The 14,139-nt window shown below is 46.9% G+C and carries 12 protein-coding genes; 9 read left to right on the forward strand and 3 right to left on the reverse strand.

Annotation, left to right across the window (positions count from 1 at the left end):
* Positions 1-18: 18 nt before the first annotated feature.
* Positions 19-1,587: an ATP-binding protein gene (locus tag XZ46_RS13260; RefSeq protein WP_006669552.1), complete on the reverse strand. Its 1,569-nt coding sequence runs from the start codon at positions 1,585-1,587 to the stop codon at positions 19-21.
* A complete protein-coding gene (locus tag XZ46_RS13265; protein WP_228116555.1) occupies positions 1,584-3,407 on the reverse strand; it encodes an MHYT domain-containing protein in 1,824 nt (607 codons plus the stop codon). Before XZ46_RS13265 ends, XZ46_RS13260 begins: the two co-directional genes overlap by 4 nt.
* 170 nt (positions 3,408-3,577) lie before the next feature.
* On the opposite strand from XZ46_RS13265, the gene XZ46_RS13270 reads away from it, so the two are divergent.
* Together XZ46_RS13270 and XZ46_RS13275 are read left to right on the forward strand one after the other, a co-directional pair.
* Entirely contained in the window at positions 3,578-4,924 is a 1,347-nt protein-coding gene (locus tag XZ46_RS13270; RefSeq protein ID WP_006625428.1) for a histidine phosphatase family protein, read from the forward strand.
* A 15-nt stretch (positions 4,925-4,939) separates the two neighbouring features.
* A complete protein-coding gene (locus tag XZ46_RS13275; RefSeq protein ID WP_008050989.1) occupies positions 4,940-6,244 on the forward strand; it encodes a dihydroorotase in 1,305 nt (434 codons plus the stop codon).
* Between the two features lie 16 nt (positions 6,245-6,260).
* Here XZ46_RS13275 and lepB read toward each other — a convergent pair whose 3' ends face one another.
* Positions 6,261-6,851: a signal peptidase I gene (gene lepB / locus XZ46_RS13280; protein ID WP_008050990.1), complete on the reverse strand. Its 591-nt coding sequence runs from the start codon at positions 6,849-6,851 to the stop codon at positions 6,261-6,263.
* Between lepB and XZ46_RS37555 the strand changes: the two genes are divergently transcribed.
* The 7 genes from XZ46_RS37555 (at position 6,850) to argH (ending at position 14,116) form a co-directional block, all read left to right on the forward strand.
* On the forward strand, positions 6,850-6,978 hold the full coding sequence (locus XZ46_RS37555) for a hypothetical protein (protein WP_257720194.1): 129 nt from the start codon (positions 6,850-6,852) through the stop codon (positions 6,976-6,978). The genes lepB and XZ46_RS37555 overlap by 2 nt on opposite strands.
* Positions 6,979-7,153: 175 nt before the next feature.
* Positions 7,154-8,119, forward strand: coding sequence for a protochlorophyllide reductase (locus XZ46_RS13285; RefSeq protein ID WP_006625425.1), 966 nt, complete (start codon positions 7,154-7,156; stop codon positions 8,117-8,119).
* 158 nt (positions 8,120-8,277) lie between these two features.
* A complete protein-coding gene (gene nusB / locus XZ46_RS13290; RefSeq protein WP_008050992.1) occupies positions 8,278-8,907 on the forward strand; it encodes a transcription antitermination factor NusB in 630 nt (209 codons plus the stop codon).
* A gap of 85 nt (positions 8,908-8,992) precedes the next feature.
* Positions 8,993-10,597 (forward strand): signal recognition particle-docking protein FtsY, encoded by a 1,605-nt coding sequence (gene ftsY / locus XZ46_RS13295; RefSeq protein ID WP_008050994.1) that lies wholly within the window; start codon positions 8,993-8,995, stop codon positions 10,595-10,597.
* 320 nt (positions 10,598-10,917) lie between these two features.
* A complete protein-coding gene (locus XZ46_RS13300; protein WP_008050996.1) occupies positions 10,918-12,378 on the forward strand; it encodes a PP2C family protein-serine/threonine phosphatase in 1,461 nt (486 codons plus the stop codon).
* A 19-nt stretch (positions 12,379-12,397) separates the two neighbouring features.
* The gene (locus XZ46_RS13305) at positions 12,398-12,655 is read left to right on the forward strand and encodes a hypothetical protein (protein ID WP_006625421.1); all 258 of its coding nucleotides are present in this window, start codon (positions 12,398-12,400) and stop codon (positions 12,653-12,655) included.
* A gap of 66 nt (positions 12,656-12,721) precedes the next feature.
* On the forward strand, positions 12,722-14,116 hold the full coding sequence (gene argH, locus XZ46_RS13310) for an argininosuccinate lyase (protein WP_008050997.1): 1,395 nt from the start codon (positions 12,722-12,724) through the stop codon (positions 14,114-14,116).
* Positions 14,117-14,139: the final 23 nt, after the last annotated feature.

Raw genomic sequence — 14,139 nt, forward strand, 5'->3', positions numbered from 1 at the left:
TAAGTGAATTTTTGATGGTTATATATTGTCAGTTTCTTGGGAATAATTCCAATTTGAGGACATCTCCGGCTGTGTATTGTAAATATATTCCACACCCAGATATTGACTCAATTTACTGAGCAATTCTCCTCGCTGAAAAGGTTTTCGCAGCAAATCATTGCACCCCACCTTCATGATATCCTGTCTTTGTTCCTCAAAGGCACTAGCAGTCAGTGCAATAATGACGGTATCCCGACCACCAGGCTGAGAGCGAATTTGGCGGGTAGCCTCGTAACCATTGACGACAGGCATTCGCATATCCATCAAAATTAGGTCAGGGTTCCACTCTTGCCAAATAGCGATCGCCTCGGAGCCATTGTTAGCCGCTCTGACCGAAAACCCCAGGACACTCAGGAGTTCCACCAACAATAAACGATTGCTTTCTCGGTCTTCAACCACCAAAATGCGATAGAGCGCCTGCTTAGGAGCCAAACCGATGACCCTATCCATAATAGATGCGATCGCTGGGTTCGGCTTGTCCTCAGTCCTTTGTACTGGAATAGTAAACGAAAAAGTCGAACCCTGGTTAAGGCAACTACGGACAGTAATTTCACCACCCATTAGTGTGACAAATTGCTGTGCAATTGCCAACCCCAAACCGCTACCCTCGGAAGCATTTAAACCCGTTTCCGTTTGTGCAAAGGCTTCAAACAGTCCTTCACAGTCTTCGGGAGCAATTCCCAGCCCGGTATCTTCCACTTCAAATTTTAATATATCTGAGGTATCCTGGTTTTGGTGAGAAACCCGAACCGTCACACTACCTTCATCAGTAAACTTAATGGCATTTACCAATAAATTAATCAACACCTGACGCAACTTTTTATCATCGGCTTTAATATACCTAATCAAACCTTGAGGGCGCTCAAAAATCAGATGTAAATTTTTAGAGGTCGCCCGCAATTTAAAGAAATCCTCTAAACTTTTCAGAAAGTCATATAAATCAAAAGCATTCACCTGAAGAGTCGCCCCCCCTGCCTCAATCCGAGACATTTCCAAAATATCATTAATCAGACCGAGAAGATGCTCCCCCGACCGATTAATAATCTCAATATGTTGACGTTTTTCGGGAGCCAGATTCTGGTTAGTAGACATCAGTTGAGCAAACCCCAAAATCGCATTTAAAGGAGTTCTTAACTCATGGCTCATATTCGCCAAAAACTCACTTTTAGCTCGATTAGCCGCATCGGCGATTTCTTTAGCCTGTTGCAGTTGTCTAGCCTGTTCTTGGGTTTGTGCCAACAATTCCGCCTGTTGAACAGCCACCCCCAACTGAGAGCCAATTTGTGTGACTGTGTGAATTTCAGCAGTCGTCCAACTGCGGGGATGATAATTCTGATAGACTGCCAATAATCCCCAAAGTTGATAGCCGGAAAAAATCGGGGTAATAATATAAGCCCTAGCTTGAAACTGTTTTAATAATTCCAGATAACAACCATCGAAACCCATTTCATAAATATCATTAACACATCTATAAGTGACTCCTTGGCAATAAATACCACCTTGATTTTGTGGCAAATAGGTATCGGAAATCACACAGTGATGATTCATGACCCGAAAAGCACATTTTTCGTTTTCAGAGGTGTGGCGGTAAGTTGCACCCAACCTTCAGTCACGGACTCGGCCATAAATTCTCCACTCCAGTCTTCCCGGAAGCGATAAACCAAAACGCGATCGCAATTTAAAGCCTGTCTAAGTTCCCCAGTAGTAGCACTAAAAATCTGCTCTAGTTCCAAAGTTTTTCGCATTTGCTGAACCATTTGCAGAATAGAGCGTTCTTGTTCCGCCCCTTCCCGGAGAGCCTGTTCAGCCATTTTACGGTCTGTCACATCAGTATGAAATCCCACCATGCGATCGGGCTGGTTATGTTCATCCCAAAGAGCCACCCCCCTGGAGCGAATCCAGCGCCGTTCACCATTATCTAATTCGGTGCGATATTCCACATCAAAAGCGGGAATTTCCTTAGCCAAATACCGATTTAACATCCCTTCCACCCGCTGGCGGTCATCTGGATGAATAATTCTTAGCGCCGAGTCCAAATTAGAGAAACAATCTAAATCCGGTCCGCAGCCCAACATAATTTTTCCCCGGGGGGATAGATAAACCTCATCGGCAGAAATATCCCAATCCCAAATTCCATCATTAGCCCCCTCGACCGCGAGAGTAAATCGTTCTTGACTGCGCCTGAGAGCCTCTTCAGTCTGCTTTTGATTAGTAATATCACTAATAGTACATATAACCCGCGTCACGTCGTTTCCGGGCTGATGTAGTGTGGCATTCACCAATAACCACCGTCGCTGTTGGGTTTTTGGGTCATCAAACCCCATAACCACATGATGCACTGCTTCACCTGTAGCGATCGCTTTTTGTACAGGTAAATCTGACAAAGAAATCGGCGATCCATCCTCCACCACCAAATGCCAACCCTCTCCAAACACCTGAAGGCTATCTGGTTCAATATTTAGCCGTAAAAGATCCAATGCCGCCTGATTAAAAACCAAAATTTCTGCCTTAGCATTCAGCAATAACATTCCCACCTGCATTTGCTGAATCAAAGTCCTAAACTGCTGTTCATTGTCTTGGCAAACTTTTTCGCGCGCCAATTGGTTGACCAATTTGTGATCCCATAACTTAGTTAACACAATAAAAAATAGACAGATAACCGTGGCCAATACTACGGCGATCGCCAACCAAGAGGGACTCAAAGAGGGACTCACAGCTACACTCGATTTAATAGGGAGGATTAATTTGGGTATAAACCCAGTCGCCGTAAGTCCTATATAGTGCATTCCACCGATACCAAATCCCATAACCATTGCACTGATCACCTTTTGTCTAGTTTTTTCGACTACAGGGTTATCTTCAAGTCGAAAAGCCAGCCACAGAGAAATCAAAGCCACATCAATAGCGATCGCCACAGAAAACAGCACCAAATGTGCATCATAAACAATCTCAGCTTCCGTGGCTATGGCGCTAATTGCCAGATAGTCCATCAAAGCCAGTGTAGTGCCTATACAAATCCCACCTGTAATCAGGATAAACCGACTCGCCTGCTCTCTGAGTGCGAGCCCCAGAAACATCCCAGAAGCCATAATAGCCATCAACAAGGACAGCAAAACCATCGACAGGTTATAAGTAACATCTAGGGGAAGTTCTAGGGCGACTATAGTGGTAAAATCCATAGACCACAAACCAGTCCCCATAGCGATCGCCCCTATGCACAGCCAAAACCCCCACCGTTTCGCCGTCCATAGACCCTCACGGACTTGTACAGCCAAATCCATAGGGATATAAGAGGTAATCACAGCCATTGCCAAAGACAAAGCCATCAAACCCCAATGGTAATCGCCTGTAATCTGATTATTCATCATCAATTTCGCCCACGCCCTAAGCATTTCAACAGTCCCGTTAATCAGAATCCTATCTTGAGGATTTGCTGGGACAGACCCTTAACATCTCTTTACATCATAAATGAGTAGTAGGAAACTGCCCCAAACAAGTTAAAATGCTTCTGGCTTACCATCGAACTTAAAATTTTAAGATGACGACCCGTGTAATCCTTGTCCGTCACGGTCAGAGTACCTACAACGCCCAAAAACGAATTCAGGGCCGCCTGGATGATTCGGTTCTCACCGACCAGGGCCGCGTTGATGCCACCTGCGTCGCCCAAGCCCTCCAGGGTTTAAGGTTCGATGCTATTTATCACAGTCCTCTACAACGAGCGCAACAAACAGCCCAATTGATTAGCTCTGGACTGGATGCAGCCCCTCAGTTGCAACCGACAGACCTATTAATGGAAATTGATCTGCCTCTGTGGGCTGGACTCCCCCGCCAAGAAGTCCGCGATCGCTTTCCCGAAGATTATCAATGTTGGCAACAGAGCCCCCATGAGTTTTTCATGGTATTAGAATCTGGGCATAAACATTTCCCGGTGTTAGCCTTATTTGAGCAAGCCAAACAATTTTGGCGGCACGTCTCTATCCAGACCAACCAAACCATCCTAGTAGTGGCTCATAACGGCATCAATCGATCGCTGATCGCTACGGCTTTAGGAGTTCAACCCCAATTCTATCAAAGTATTCAACAGTCTAACTGCGGTATTAGCATTATCAATATTGGTGATGTCACCCCCGGAGAACTACCACTACCCGCAGCCGTACAATTAGAATCGATGAACCTCACTAGCCATGTGCGGGAGAAACTCCCCACCCTTCGCCCGGAACATCGTGGACCGAGACTGCTGTTAGTGCGCCATGGAGAAACTGAATGGAACCGAAAAGGACAGTTTCAAGGTCAGATTGATATTCCCCTGAATGATAACGGGCGATTACAAGCTCGCAAAGCTGCCGAATTTCTCCAGGATATTAAAATCGATTTTGCGGTCAGTAGCCCCATGGCACGCCCCCGAGAAACGGCAGAAATTATCCTGGAATATCACCGAGATATAGAACTACAATTTGAGGACAATTTCCGAGAGATTAGCCATGGTTTATGGGAGGGTAAATTTGAATCGGAAATTGAGGATGATTATCCGGGTTTATTAAATCAGTGGAAAACTGCACCGGAAACGGTACAGATGCCAGAAGGTGAAAACTTAAATCAGGTAGGAGAAAGGGTAGCCCTGGGATGGCAGAATATCATTAATAAATATGATTCCCAACCCCTGACGGGATTAGTGGTGGCTCATGATGCGGTAAATAAGGCTCTGTTGTGTCAATTATTGGGTTTATCACCAGAGCATTTCTGGAATTTTAAACAGGGTAATGGTTCGGTGACCGTAATTGACTATCCCCACGGTGCTAAAGGTAACCCGGTTTTAGAAACTATGAATATTACCACCCATTTATCGGGTAGTATTCTTGACCAAACCGCCGCCGGAGCCCTCTAGGACTGGTCTGTGAATATGAGTAGTGAACTCCTGAAACAGGTGCGGGTATTAGACCCGATGGATGGACGAGATCAAGTGGCAGATGTACTGATTATTGATGGGTATATTACTGCTATTGAATCCCAGATTTATGATTACCCAGAACATACTCAGATCATTGATTCCCACGGTATGATTTTGGGGCCGGGATTGGTGGATATGTATAGCCATACGGGAGAACCGGGCTTTGAAGAACGGGAAACTATTGCATCTTTAGAGGCGGCAGCTAGGGCGGGAGGTTATACCCGCCTGGGGATTTTACCGGATATGCTACCACCTGCTGATAATCTCTCCACGATTCAACATTGGCAAGGTTTAGCACCCCATGGCTTTTATGTCTGGGGGGCAGCCACGAGGGGTGCGGCGGGGGAAATGATGACGGAATTTGCAGAATTGGCGACTACTAATATTATTGGTTTTGCTGATGGATATGCTCATCGAAATCTTAATCTGTGGCGGCGAGTTTTGGAATATGTTAACCCGCTGAAAAAAACGATCGCTCTGTATTGTTGCGATCGCACTCTGGCGGACTCAGGAGTGATGCGGGAAGGTTACGCCTCTATCTATAGCGGTTTGACCGGGATTCCTGATTATGCCGAAACTGTGGCTATTTCCGCCGTCCTGGAATTGGTGGCGGCGATCGGAACTCCGGTTCATATCATGCGGGTTTCTACGGCTAGGGGTGTGCAACTAATTCGGGAAGCTAAACAGCGACATCTACCTATTACCGCTAGTACCACCTGGATGCACTTACTATTTGATACAGAAGCCATTACCGGGCGGCTTTCTGACTGTGGTTTAGGCTGGGCGCCGAATCCCTACGATCCGAATCTTAATGTTGACCCGCCTCTGGGTAATCCAGACGATCGCCAAGCCCTAATTCAGGCTATTGTAGACGGGACTATTGATGCGATCGCTGTTGACCACACCCCCTACACCTACGAAGAAAAAACCGTTGCTTTTGCTGATGCACCCCCAGGGGCGATCGGCTTAGAATTAGCCTTATCTCTACTGTGGAAAACCTTTGTCCAACAGCCAGATACCGTTTTTAATATTCAATGGTCGCCACTGCAACTGTGGCGAGTTTTAAGCACCCAACCCGCCCACTGTTTGGCTATTTCTCCCCCCACTGTTGCCGTCAACCGCGCCGCCGAATTAACCCTCTTTGACCCCGCACAGCCTTGGAGGGTCGATCACACCACCATCAAATCGCGATCGGCTAATACCCCCTGCTGGGGGCAGGAAATGACCGGAAAAGTCATGAAAACTTGGCGCGGTTGACAGCCAAAAAAGTCGGTTAAAAACTGCGATCGACCCCTCCCAGACGGTCTAAGGGCCAGAACCGGACCACAGCCCGACCGATGATATTCTCTCGGGGGACAAATCCCCAATAGTGACTATCAAAGCTATTGTTACGGTTATCCCCCAGGACTAAAAACTCGCCTTCGGGGATGGTTTCCGGCCCCCATTTGTATTGGGGTTCTTCGGCAATATAGTCCTCTTCAATGGGTTCGCCATTCACAAAAACCTGTCCGTCCCGAACCTCTAATGTTTCGCCGGGTAAGCCAATAATCCGCTTAATGAAAGCATCATTGTATTGTAGGCTCAGTTCCTCCGTGGGATTGAAAACTACCACATCTCCCCGTTGCGGTTCGCTGAAACGGTAGCTTAACTTATCAATAATCAGGCGATCGTTGATTTCCAGGGTGGGAAGCATTGACCCAGAGGGAATATAACGAGCCTCTGCGACAAAAGTTCGGATACCCAAAGCCAAAATTATACTTAGTCCAATAGTCTTAATGCCTTCAACCCAAGCATTCTCCTCGTTGTTTGATGCTGATGATGGTGAATTTTTGGGTTTTTGGTCTTGATTGGGGACACTGCTCATGATTTTACAGTCAAAGGACAGAATTAATACTGGCAGTAGGGTATACGCCTGGCTAGACAGACAATATCCCGCCTTGATGCACGGTGGCATCACCTGCCGATGGTGTTATATTCTTGATGATAGCTGACCATCAGCTTTTTTGGCAGGTTTTGAGAATATCCCTCAAACATGGTTGCGATCGCCACAGGATTAGCAATATAATACTGGGATTAAGGATACCTCGCTAAATCAATAACAGCCAGGGTCTCCGTCGGAATAATTACTTAGAAAACTGACGGTGATCAACGGAGTTTTAACTAAAAATGGTACAGGATCAAAAATCAACGGTTATAGTCACGGGTGCCTCTTCGGGGGTTGGTTTATACGCCGCCAAAGCCCTCGCCGATAGGGGCGCTCATGTGATCATGGCTTGTCGTAACTTGGAAAAGGCAGAAGCCGCCGCCCAAGAATTAGGGATTCCCGAAGACAGCCGCACTATCCTTCATATCGACCTCGGTTCCCTTGAGAGTGTCCGACGGTTTATCAACTCATTCCGGGCTACGGGTAGAACCTTGGAGGGGTTAGTCTGTAATGCGGCTATCTATATGCCCCTCATAAAAGAACCCCTTCGTAGTCCAGAAGGCTATGAGTTGACCATGACCACCAATCACCTAGGGCATTTCCTCCTCTGTAATGTGATGATGGAGGACATGAAACGCTCTCCCGCTGAGGATAAGCGTATGGTGATTTTGGGAACGGTTACCCATAACCCCGACGAACTCGGTGGCAAAATTCCACCCCGCCCCGATTTGGGAGACCTGGAAGGGTTTGCTAAGGGCTTCCGAGAACCGGTTTCTATGATTGACGGCAAAAAATTTGAACCCGTCAAAGCCTATAAAGATAGTAAGGTTTGCAATGTCCTAACTATGCGGGAATTGCACCGACGCTATCACGAGGAAACTGGTATCACTTTCACCTCTCTTTACCCAGGTTGCGTCGCGGATACGCCCCTGTTCCGCAATCACTATCCCCTGTTCCAGAAAATATTTCCTATATTCCAGAAATACATTACCAAGGGCTATGTGTCTCAGGAATTGGCTGGAGAACGAGTGGCTGCTGTGGTCCTTGATGAGGAATATCGCCAGTCTGGTGCTTACTGGAGTTGGGGAAATCGCCAGAAAAAAGGCCGACAGTCTTTTGTGCAACGGGTCTCGCCCCAAGCTAGAGATGAGGAAAGAGCTGAGAAAATGTGGAATCTCAGTCTCAAGTTGGTAGAACTGGCTTATTGATTTGTGTCTGAAAATTGACAACTTTCCGCCGGGTTTTCCCGGCTTTTTTGTCCTTAACCCACAAAAGCTGCTTGGGGTGAGCTGGAAACCGATTTTTTGCTAGAATCTATCCCAGCCACTACTTTGTTGCTAAACTAAGACATTTATACTAAACCAATATGCAAGCTCGTAGAACAGCCCGTGAACTCGCCCTTTTGGGGATGAGCCAACTGCCATCAACTCCCGAAAAGCTTGAGACTCAGCAAATGGAAGATGTGGTCCTCGCTGCTGTCCGTACCTTAACCACAGAAGGACAAGAATCCCTAGAGACGGCTATGGCCGAATTACAACGGGGTAACGATCGCCTTTTGAGTAGCCAAACTAGGGCGGCGGATTTGCACAGCGCCCGGACAATGGTTAGTGAGGCGATCGCATTGGCTCAATCAGCCATTAATCGTTTATCTACTGCTGTGGAATTGCCGGAATTGGTACAATTGGCAAGTCAGGAAGATGTCTACTCCTATGCTGTCAAAATTTTGGTCGAGCTTAACAAGCACCGGGAAGCTGTCGATAGTTCCCTAGAAGGGGCCATGGTTGATTGGCAATTATCCAGACTCCCCCGCATCGATCGCGATATTTTAAGGATTGCTGTCACTGAATTGTTATATCTGGGAGTTCAAGAACAAATTGCCGTTAATGAGGCGGTGGAGTTGGCTAAACGTTATAGCGACCAGGACAGCTACCGATTTATTAACGGGGTTCTCCGTCGTGTTGTTGATCACCTCAAAACTCAGTCTTCATCTGTCTAAATTTCGGTGATGCTGTGGGTCTGCTATTACAAATTCCCGCCTCACCAACACCTAAATCTGTTGTCAAATTTGAGTAATTAGTAAAATGGTTTTTAATTGGTTCCGCCGCCAGTTTAGCGATCGCCCCTCAGCAGAAGATACACAACAAGCTGAACCCTCAACAACTCCCGACGAACCCGAAAATAAACAACCGCCTCAGCCTACAACCGCTAATGAGGATTATTTACAGTGGGCTAAGGCTGCTTATCAAAATATTCAGCAACAACACCAGCCCACAGAAGCCCCCACAGAAGATGCTATTGATGATGTCTCCCCTCCCACAGAAGCCGAAACAAGTACCATCAAGGCTCAGGAAACCCCCGCAGAATTAACAGAAACGACTGAACCTGTGGAAGTGGCAGAGGAAGTCGCAGAGGAAGTCGCAGAGGAAGTCGCAGAGGAAGTCGCAGAGGAAGTCGCAGAGGAAGTCGCAGAGGAAGTCGCAGAGACGGCGGAAGTTAGAGAAACCGCTGAACCTGTAGCGATTGTTGAAGAGAGTATTGATGAGTCTTTGCCAATTTGGGCGAGAACCCAGGCGGAACGACAGGCGAGAATTGAGAGATTAAAAGAAACGGCTATTTCCGAACCGGAACCGGAAGGGGGGCAAACCACAGCCAGCGGTGAGGGAGAATCGACGGATCTAGTATTTGATGAGATGTTCCTGTGGTCGGCGGAAGTTTTGGCTAATCAGGGACGTAGACCAGAGGAAGTAGCAGTAGAGGAAATCACCTGGCTACAAAAGCTGTGGAAAGGTTTAGGGCGGACTCGCCGTAATTTGCTCAATCAATTAAAAGCGATCGTTGGTCAGGGACCCCTAAATCAGGCGGCGGTAGAAGAAATTGAGGCTTTATTGCTGCAAGCTGATGTGGGTGTAGAAGCTACTGACGTGATTATTGAGGCGCTACAAAACCGCCTGCTAGAGGATGCTTTACCCCCGGAAGATGCGATCGCCTATTTAAAACAACTTCTGCGAGATCTCCTGGAAAAACCCTATCAAAATGGCTATAGTCCCACATTTGCCCCCGAAAAAGAACAATTGAATATTTGGTTAATTACCGGGGTCAATGGAGCTGGAAAGACTACTACCATCGGGAAAATTGCCCATATTGCCCAAAAGTCAGACTACCGGACTTTAATTGCGGCTGGGGATACTTTCCGGGCGGCAGCAGTCGAACAAGTAAAGGTCTGGGGCGAACGTAGTGGCGTAGAGGTGATTGCTAATCCTGGAAAGAATACAGATCCGGCCGCCGTGGTTTATGATGCGATCGCTGCTGCTAAATCCCGCGAGACCGAATTGCTAGTTATTGATACTGCTGGTAGATTGCAGAACAAAAAGAACCTGATGGAGGAACTTAACAAAATTCGTCGCGTAATAGACAAACAAGCACCAGATGCTAAGGTAGAATCCCTCCTAGTCCTTGATTCAACTTTAGGTCAAAACGGACTACGCCAGGCCCAAGTATTTGCCGAAGTTGCTCAACTTAGCGGTGTGGTCTTGACAAAATTAGATGGAACTGCTAAAGGTGGTGTGGCTTTAGCTGTTGTACAACAGCTAGGTCTACCGATTCGTTTTATTGGTGTTGGGGAAAGTATCGAAGACCTGCGGCCTTTTTCAAGCTACGAGTTTATCGAAGCCCTGTTAAGTGGTTAAAGCTCTGTTAAAGTGCCAATATGGCTATTTAAGTGTCATCATGGGGAACAGTTAATCATTTTATAGAGCAGATTCCCACATATTGCCATCTTCAAAAACACCAGATAAGCGATCGCCTAGGGTAAATATTAGCCACTGGGGGAGGGTAGCTCATGATTACTGGTGGTAATTGCCGATTTTGTAGATGGCAGTACCCTGCAGTGTAGCCAGGGATAATCTGTCATGGATACTTGCCAGAAAACCAGACTTTTGGCAGAGAGACTTTCATTTTTTTGGACTTACTATTGCACTCTAACCTTCAAAAAATATATACTAATAATATGACTGCTGTGCCACTTCCAAGACGCTCAGAACAACCTTCAGACTCCCTTTCAAGTTCCTCAGATGCTGATGTGACATCAGCCTCTCACTTAAAGCAAATGGTGGCTAGACTCCATCGGGAACAGCAAAATATTAATGAGTTGCTGAGTTCCCTAAGTTTTGCCCTCCGTAGCTTTAATAATCTCAATCAGTTCTTAGAATTAACTCCCCTAGTTGCTAGTCGAGTGACAGATGCTGATGGGGGTGCTTTGGTGCTGTTTAAACCTAACGGTCAGGTGAGATTTCAACGCCTACACTGCCAAGATGGTCGTCAGTGTCAGGATATTCGCGCCATTTTAGAGGCGGCTACCAGACAGGTGATATCCCAGCCTAATGATACCATAACGGTGGGAGTGGTTCCCGAGAGTCTCGCGCCCCAATACGTGGCAAACCTAGACGATCAGGTGAGTAGTTGCTTGGGGCAGGATGTAAAACTTTTTAGCACGGAAATCCTGGTTAATAATGTATCACGGGGGCGGTTGTATGTGTTCAGCCATGCTCCTGATTACCTGTGGACACCAACCCGCCAGAAATTAATTAGACTGGTAGCTGATCAAACGGCTGTGGCGATCGCTAATGATGAACTATCAGTTTCATTACGGGAAAAAGAACGCCTAGACCGAGAATTAGAAATTGGTGCAGAAATTCAACTGCGCCTACTTCCGCGTAAATGTCCGAAAATTCCGGGTTTAGAAGTAGCCGCGCGCTGTCAAACCGCCAACCGAGTCGGGGGAGACTATTACGACTTTATCCCCTCAAATTTTGACAAACATGAACATGAAAATCATCCCGGTTCCGGAGAAGTTGGCTACGGTGACACATCATCGGAACATTGGAGTATTGTCATTGGTGATGTCATGGGAAAAGGAGTCCCAGCCGGGTTAATTATGACCATGACTCGGGGAATGTTGCGCGCAGAAGTTCTCAACCGCCATTCCCCCGCCCAGATTCTCCAACATCTTAACCGGGTGATGTATGCTGACTTAGAAAATTCTAATCGGTTTGTGACTCTGTTTTATTCGGAGTATGACCCGGAGACTAGAATTCTCTCCTATAGTAACGCCGCCCATAATCCCCCTTTATTATGGCAAGCACAAAGCCACAGTATTCGTCGGTTAGATACTTTGGGAATGTTGATCGGTCTTGATGCTGATACCCGTTACTACCAAGCCCAAGTGCAACTGCATCCGGGGGATACTGTGATTTACTATACTGATGGCTTTACTGATGCGGCGAATCAACGAGGCGATCGCTTTGATGAAGATAACCTACAGACAGCCTTTCAATGGGCTTGTCAAAACTCCCAGACTCCCAGTGGCATTGTAGATCATATATTTGCCGAAGTTCAGAAGTTTATCAGTCCGAGTAACAGTAATATTGATGACATGACTCTGGTTGTGCTACAGGTGCAACCCTCTTAAAGCGGGGAGAATGCCGATTATGTCCGTTGATGTTTTATCCATGTTTGTAGAAACTTGCAGCAACCCTGGGAGCCATATTCTCATTTTAACCCCTCACTGGTCATGGGGGTGGGGGGAAGTCGGCGCGACCCTACCAGTGCTATTCGGTCAACGGGTAAATATTGATTTATGGACTAACGTTACGAATACCTGGAATAATTTACTGGAAACCGGACAGCTTTGGGCTTTTTTGATTGGATTGGGGATGGGGTGGTGGGCGAAAAGCCTCTTACCCTAATCGGAAATATTTTCCCCAGTCAGTTGCTGCTCAGACATTTATAGCTAATTTAAAGATTATAGGACTATGACTGAAGCTAAAACCTGGAGCCAACGATTTGAAAAGGCTTTGCATCCAGCGATCGCCACTTTTAACGCCAGTATCGGCTTTGATATTGAGTTAATCGAGTATGATTTGACTGGCTCCGTCGCTCATGCCAAAATGTTGGTCAAAACCGGGATTATCTCCCCCGAAGAAGGACAAGCCTTAGTTGATGGCTTGGAGACTATTCGCCAAGAATACCGCCAGGGTCAATTTAACCCCGGTGTCGATGCTGAGGATATTCATTTCGCCGTTGAACGCCGACTTACCGAAATTGCCGGAGATGTCGGTAAAAAACTCCATACGGGGCGATCGCGTAATGACCAAGTGGGAACTGATACCCGCCTTTACCTGAAAGACCAAATTCAACAAATCCGCACCCAGATTCTTCATTTGCAAGGGGTTTTATTGGATCTGGCTACTAATCACGTCCATACTCTCATACCAGGATACACTCATCTACAACGGGCGCAACCTCTCAGTTTGGCTCATCACCTACTGGCTTATGTGGAAATGACCCACCGCGACTGGGAACGTCTGGGAGAGGTTTATCAACGGGTCAATACTTCCCCTCTGGGGTGCGGTGCTTTGGCGGGGACTACTTTTCCCATTGACCGACACTATAGCGCCGAATTATTGGGGTTTGACCGGGTTTATGCTAATAGTTTGGATGGGGTGAGCGATCGCGATTGGGCGATCGAGTTTCTCAGTGCTTCTAGTCTCATTTTGGTTCACCTCAGCCGCCTCTCCGAGGAGATTATCTTTTGGGCTTCCCAGGAGTTTGGTTTTGTCACCCTCACTGATAGCTGTTCCACTGGCTCTAGTATTATGCCCCAAAAGAAAAACCCCGATGTTCCTGAATTGGTGCGCGGTAAAACTGGCCGGGTTTTTGGACATCTACAAGGGCTATTAGTCCTGATGAAGGGTTTACCTTTGGCTTATAATAAAGACCTCCAGGAGGACAAGGAAGCCTTATTTGATGCGGTCAAAACTGTGAAAGGCTGTCTGGAGGCGATGACTATTTTGTTATCCCAAGGGATGGAGTTTCGCCCACAACGTCTCGCTGAAGCAGTGGCGGAAGATTTCTCGAATGCTACTGATGTCGCTGATTATCTCGCTACTAAGGGGGTTCCTTTCCGGGAAGCCTATAATTTGGTGGGTAAGGTGGTCAGAACTTGTCTGGAGTCCGGGAAACTTTTAAAAGACCTTACCCTCGATGAGTGGAAGTCTTTACACCCTGAATTTGATGTCGATATTTATGATGCGATCGCACCTTTACAAGTCGTCGCCGCCCGGAATAGCTACGGCGGCACCGGTTTTGAACAGGTTAAATTAGCCTTGCAAAATGCGCGCGATCGCTTGGTGGCTGCACAATCATAATTATCTCCTTAACCGGGTGTCTC

It is taken from the genome of Limnospira indica PCC 8005, assembly GCF_000973065.1.
Lineage (GTDB): Bacteria > Cyanobacteriota > Cyanobacteriia > Cyanobacteriales > Microcoleaceae > Limnospira > Limnospira fusiformis.

Excerpts from the sequence above, each read along its gene's own strand:
- XZ46_RS13260 (WP_006669552.1), bottom strand. The coding sequence starts at position 1,587 with ATGAATCATCACTGTGTGATTTCCGATACCTATTTGCCACAAAATCAA.
- XZ46_RS13265 (WP_228116555.1), bottom strand. The coding sequence starts at position 3,407 with ATGATGAATAATCAGATTACAGGCGATTACCATTGGGGTTTGATGGCT.
- XZ46_RS13270 (WP_006625428.1), top strand. The coding sequence starts at position 3,578 with ATGACGACCCGTGTAATCCTTGTCCGTCACGGTCAGAGTACCTACAAC.
- XZ46_RS13275 (WP_008050989.1), top strand. The coding sequence starts at position 4,940 with ATGAGTAGTGAACTCCTGAAACAGGTGCGGGTATTAGACCCGATGGAT.
- XZ46_RS37555 (WP_257720194.1), top strand. The coding sequence starts at position 6,850 with ATGATTTTACAGTCAAAGGACAGAATTAATACTGGCAGTAGGGTATAC.
- lepB (WP_008050990.1), bottom strand. The coding sequence starts at position 6,851 with ATGAGCAGTGTCCCCAATCAAGACCAAAAACCCAAAAATTCACCATCA.
- XZ46_RS13285 (WP_006625425.1), top strand. The coding sequence starts at position 7,154 with ATGGTACAGGATCAAAAATCAACGGTTATAGTCACGGGTGCCTCTTCG.
- nusB (WP_008050992.1), top strand. The coding sequence starts at position 8,278 with ATGCAAGCTCGTAGAACAGCCCGTGAACTCGCCCTTTTGGGGATGAGC.
- ftsY (WP_008050994.1), top strand. The coding sequence starts at position 8,993 with ATGGTTTTTAATTGGTTCCGCCGCCAGTTTAGCGATCGCCCCTCAGCA.
- XZ46_RS13300 (WP_008050996.1), top strand. The coding sequence starts at position 10,918 with ATGACTGCTGTGCCACTTCCAAGACGCTCAGAACAACCTTCAGACTCC.
- XZ46_RS13305 (WP_006625421.1), top strand. The coding sequence starts at position 12,398 with ATGTCCGTTGATGTTTTATCCATGTTTGTAGAAACTTGCAGCAACCCT.
- argH (WP_008050997.1), top strand. The coding sequence starts at position 12,722 with ATGACTGAAGCTAAAACCTGGAGCCAACGATTTGAAAAGGCTTTGCAT.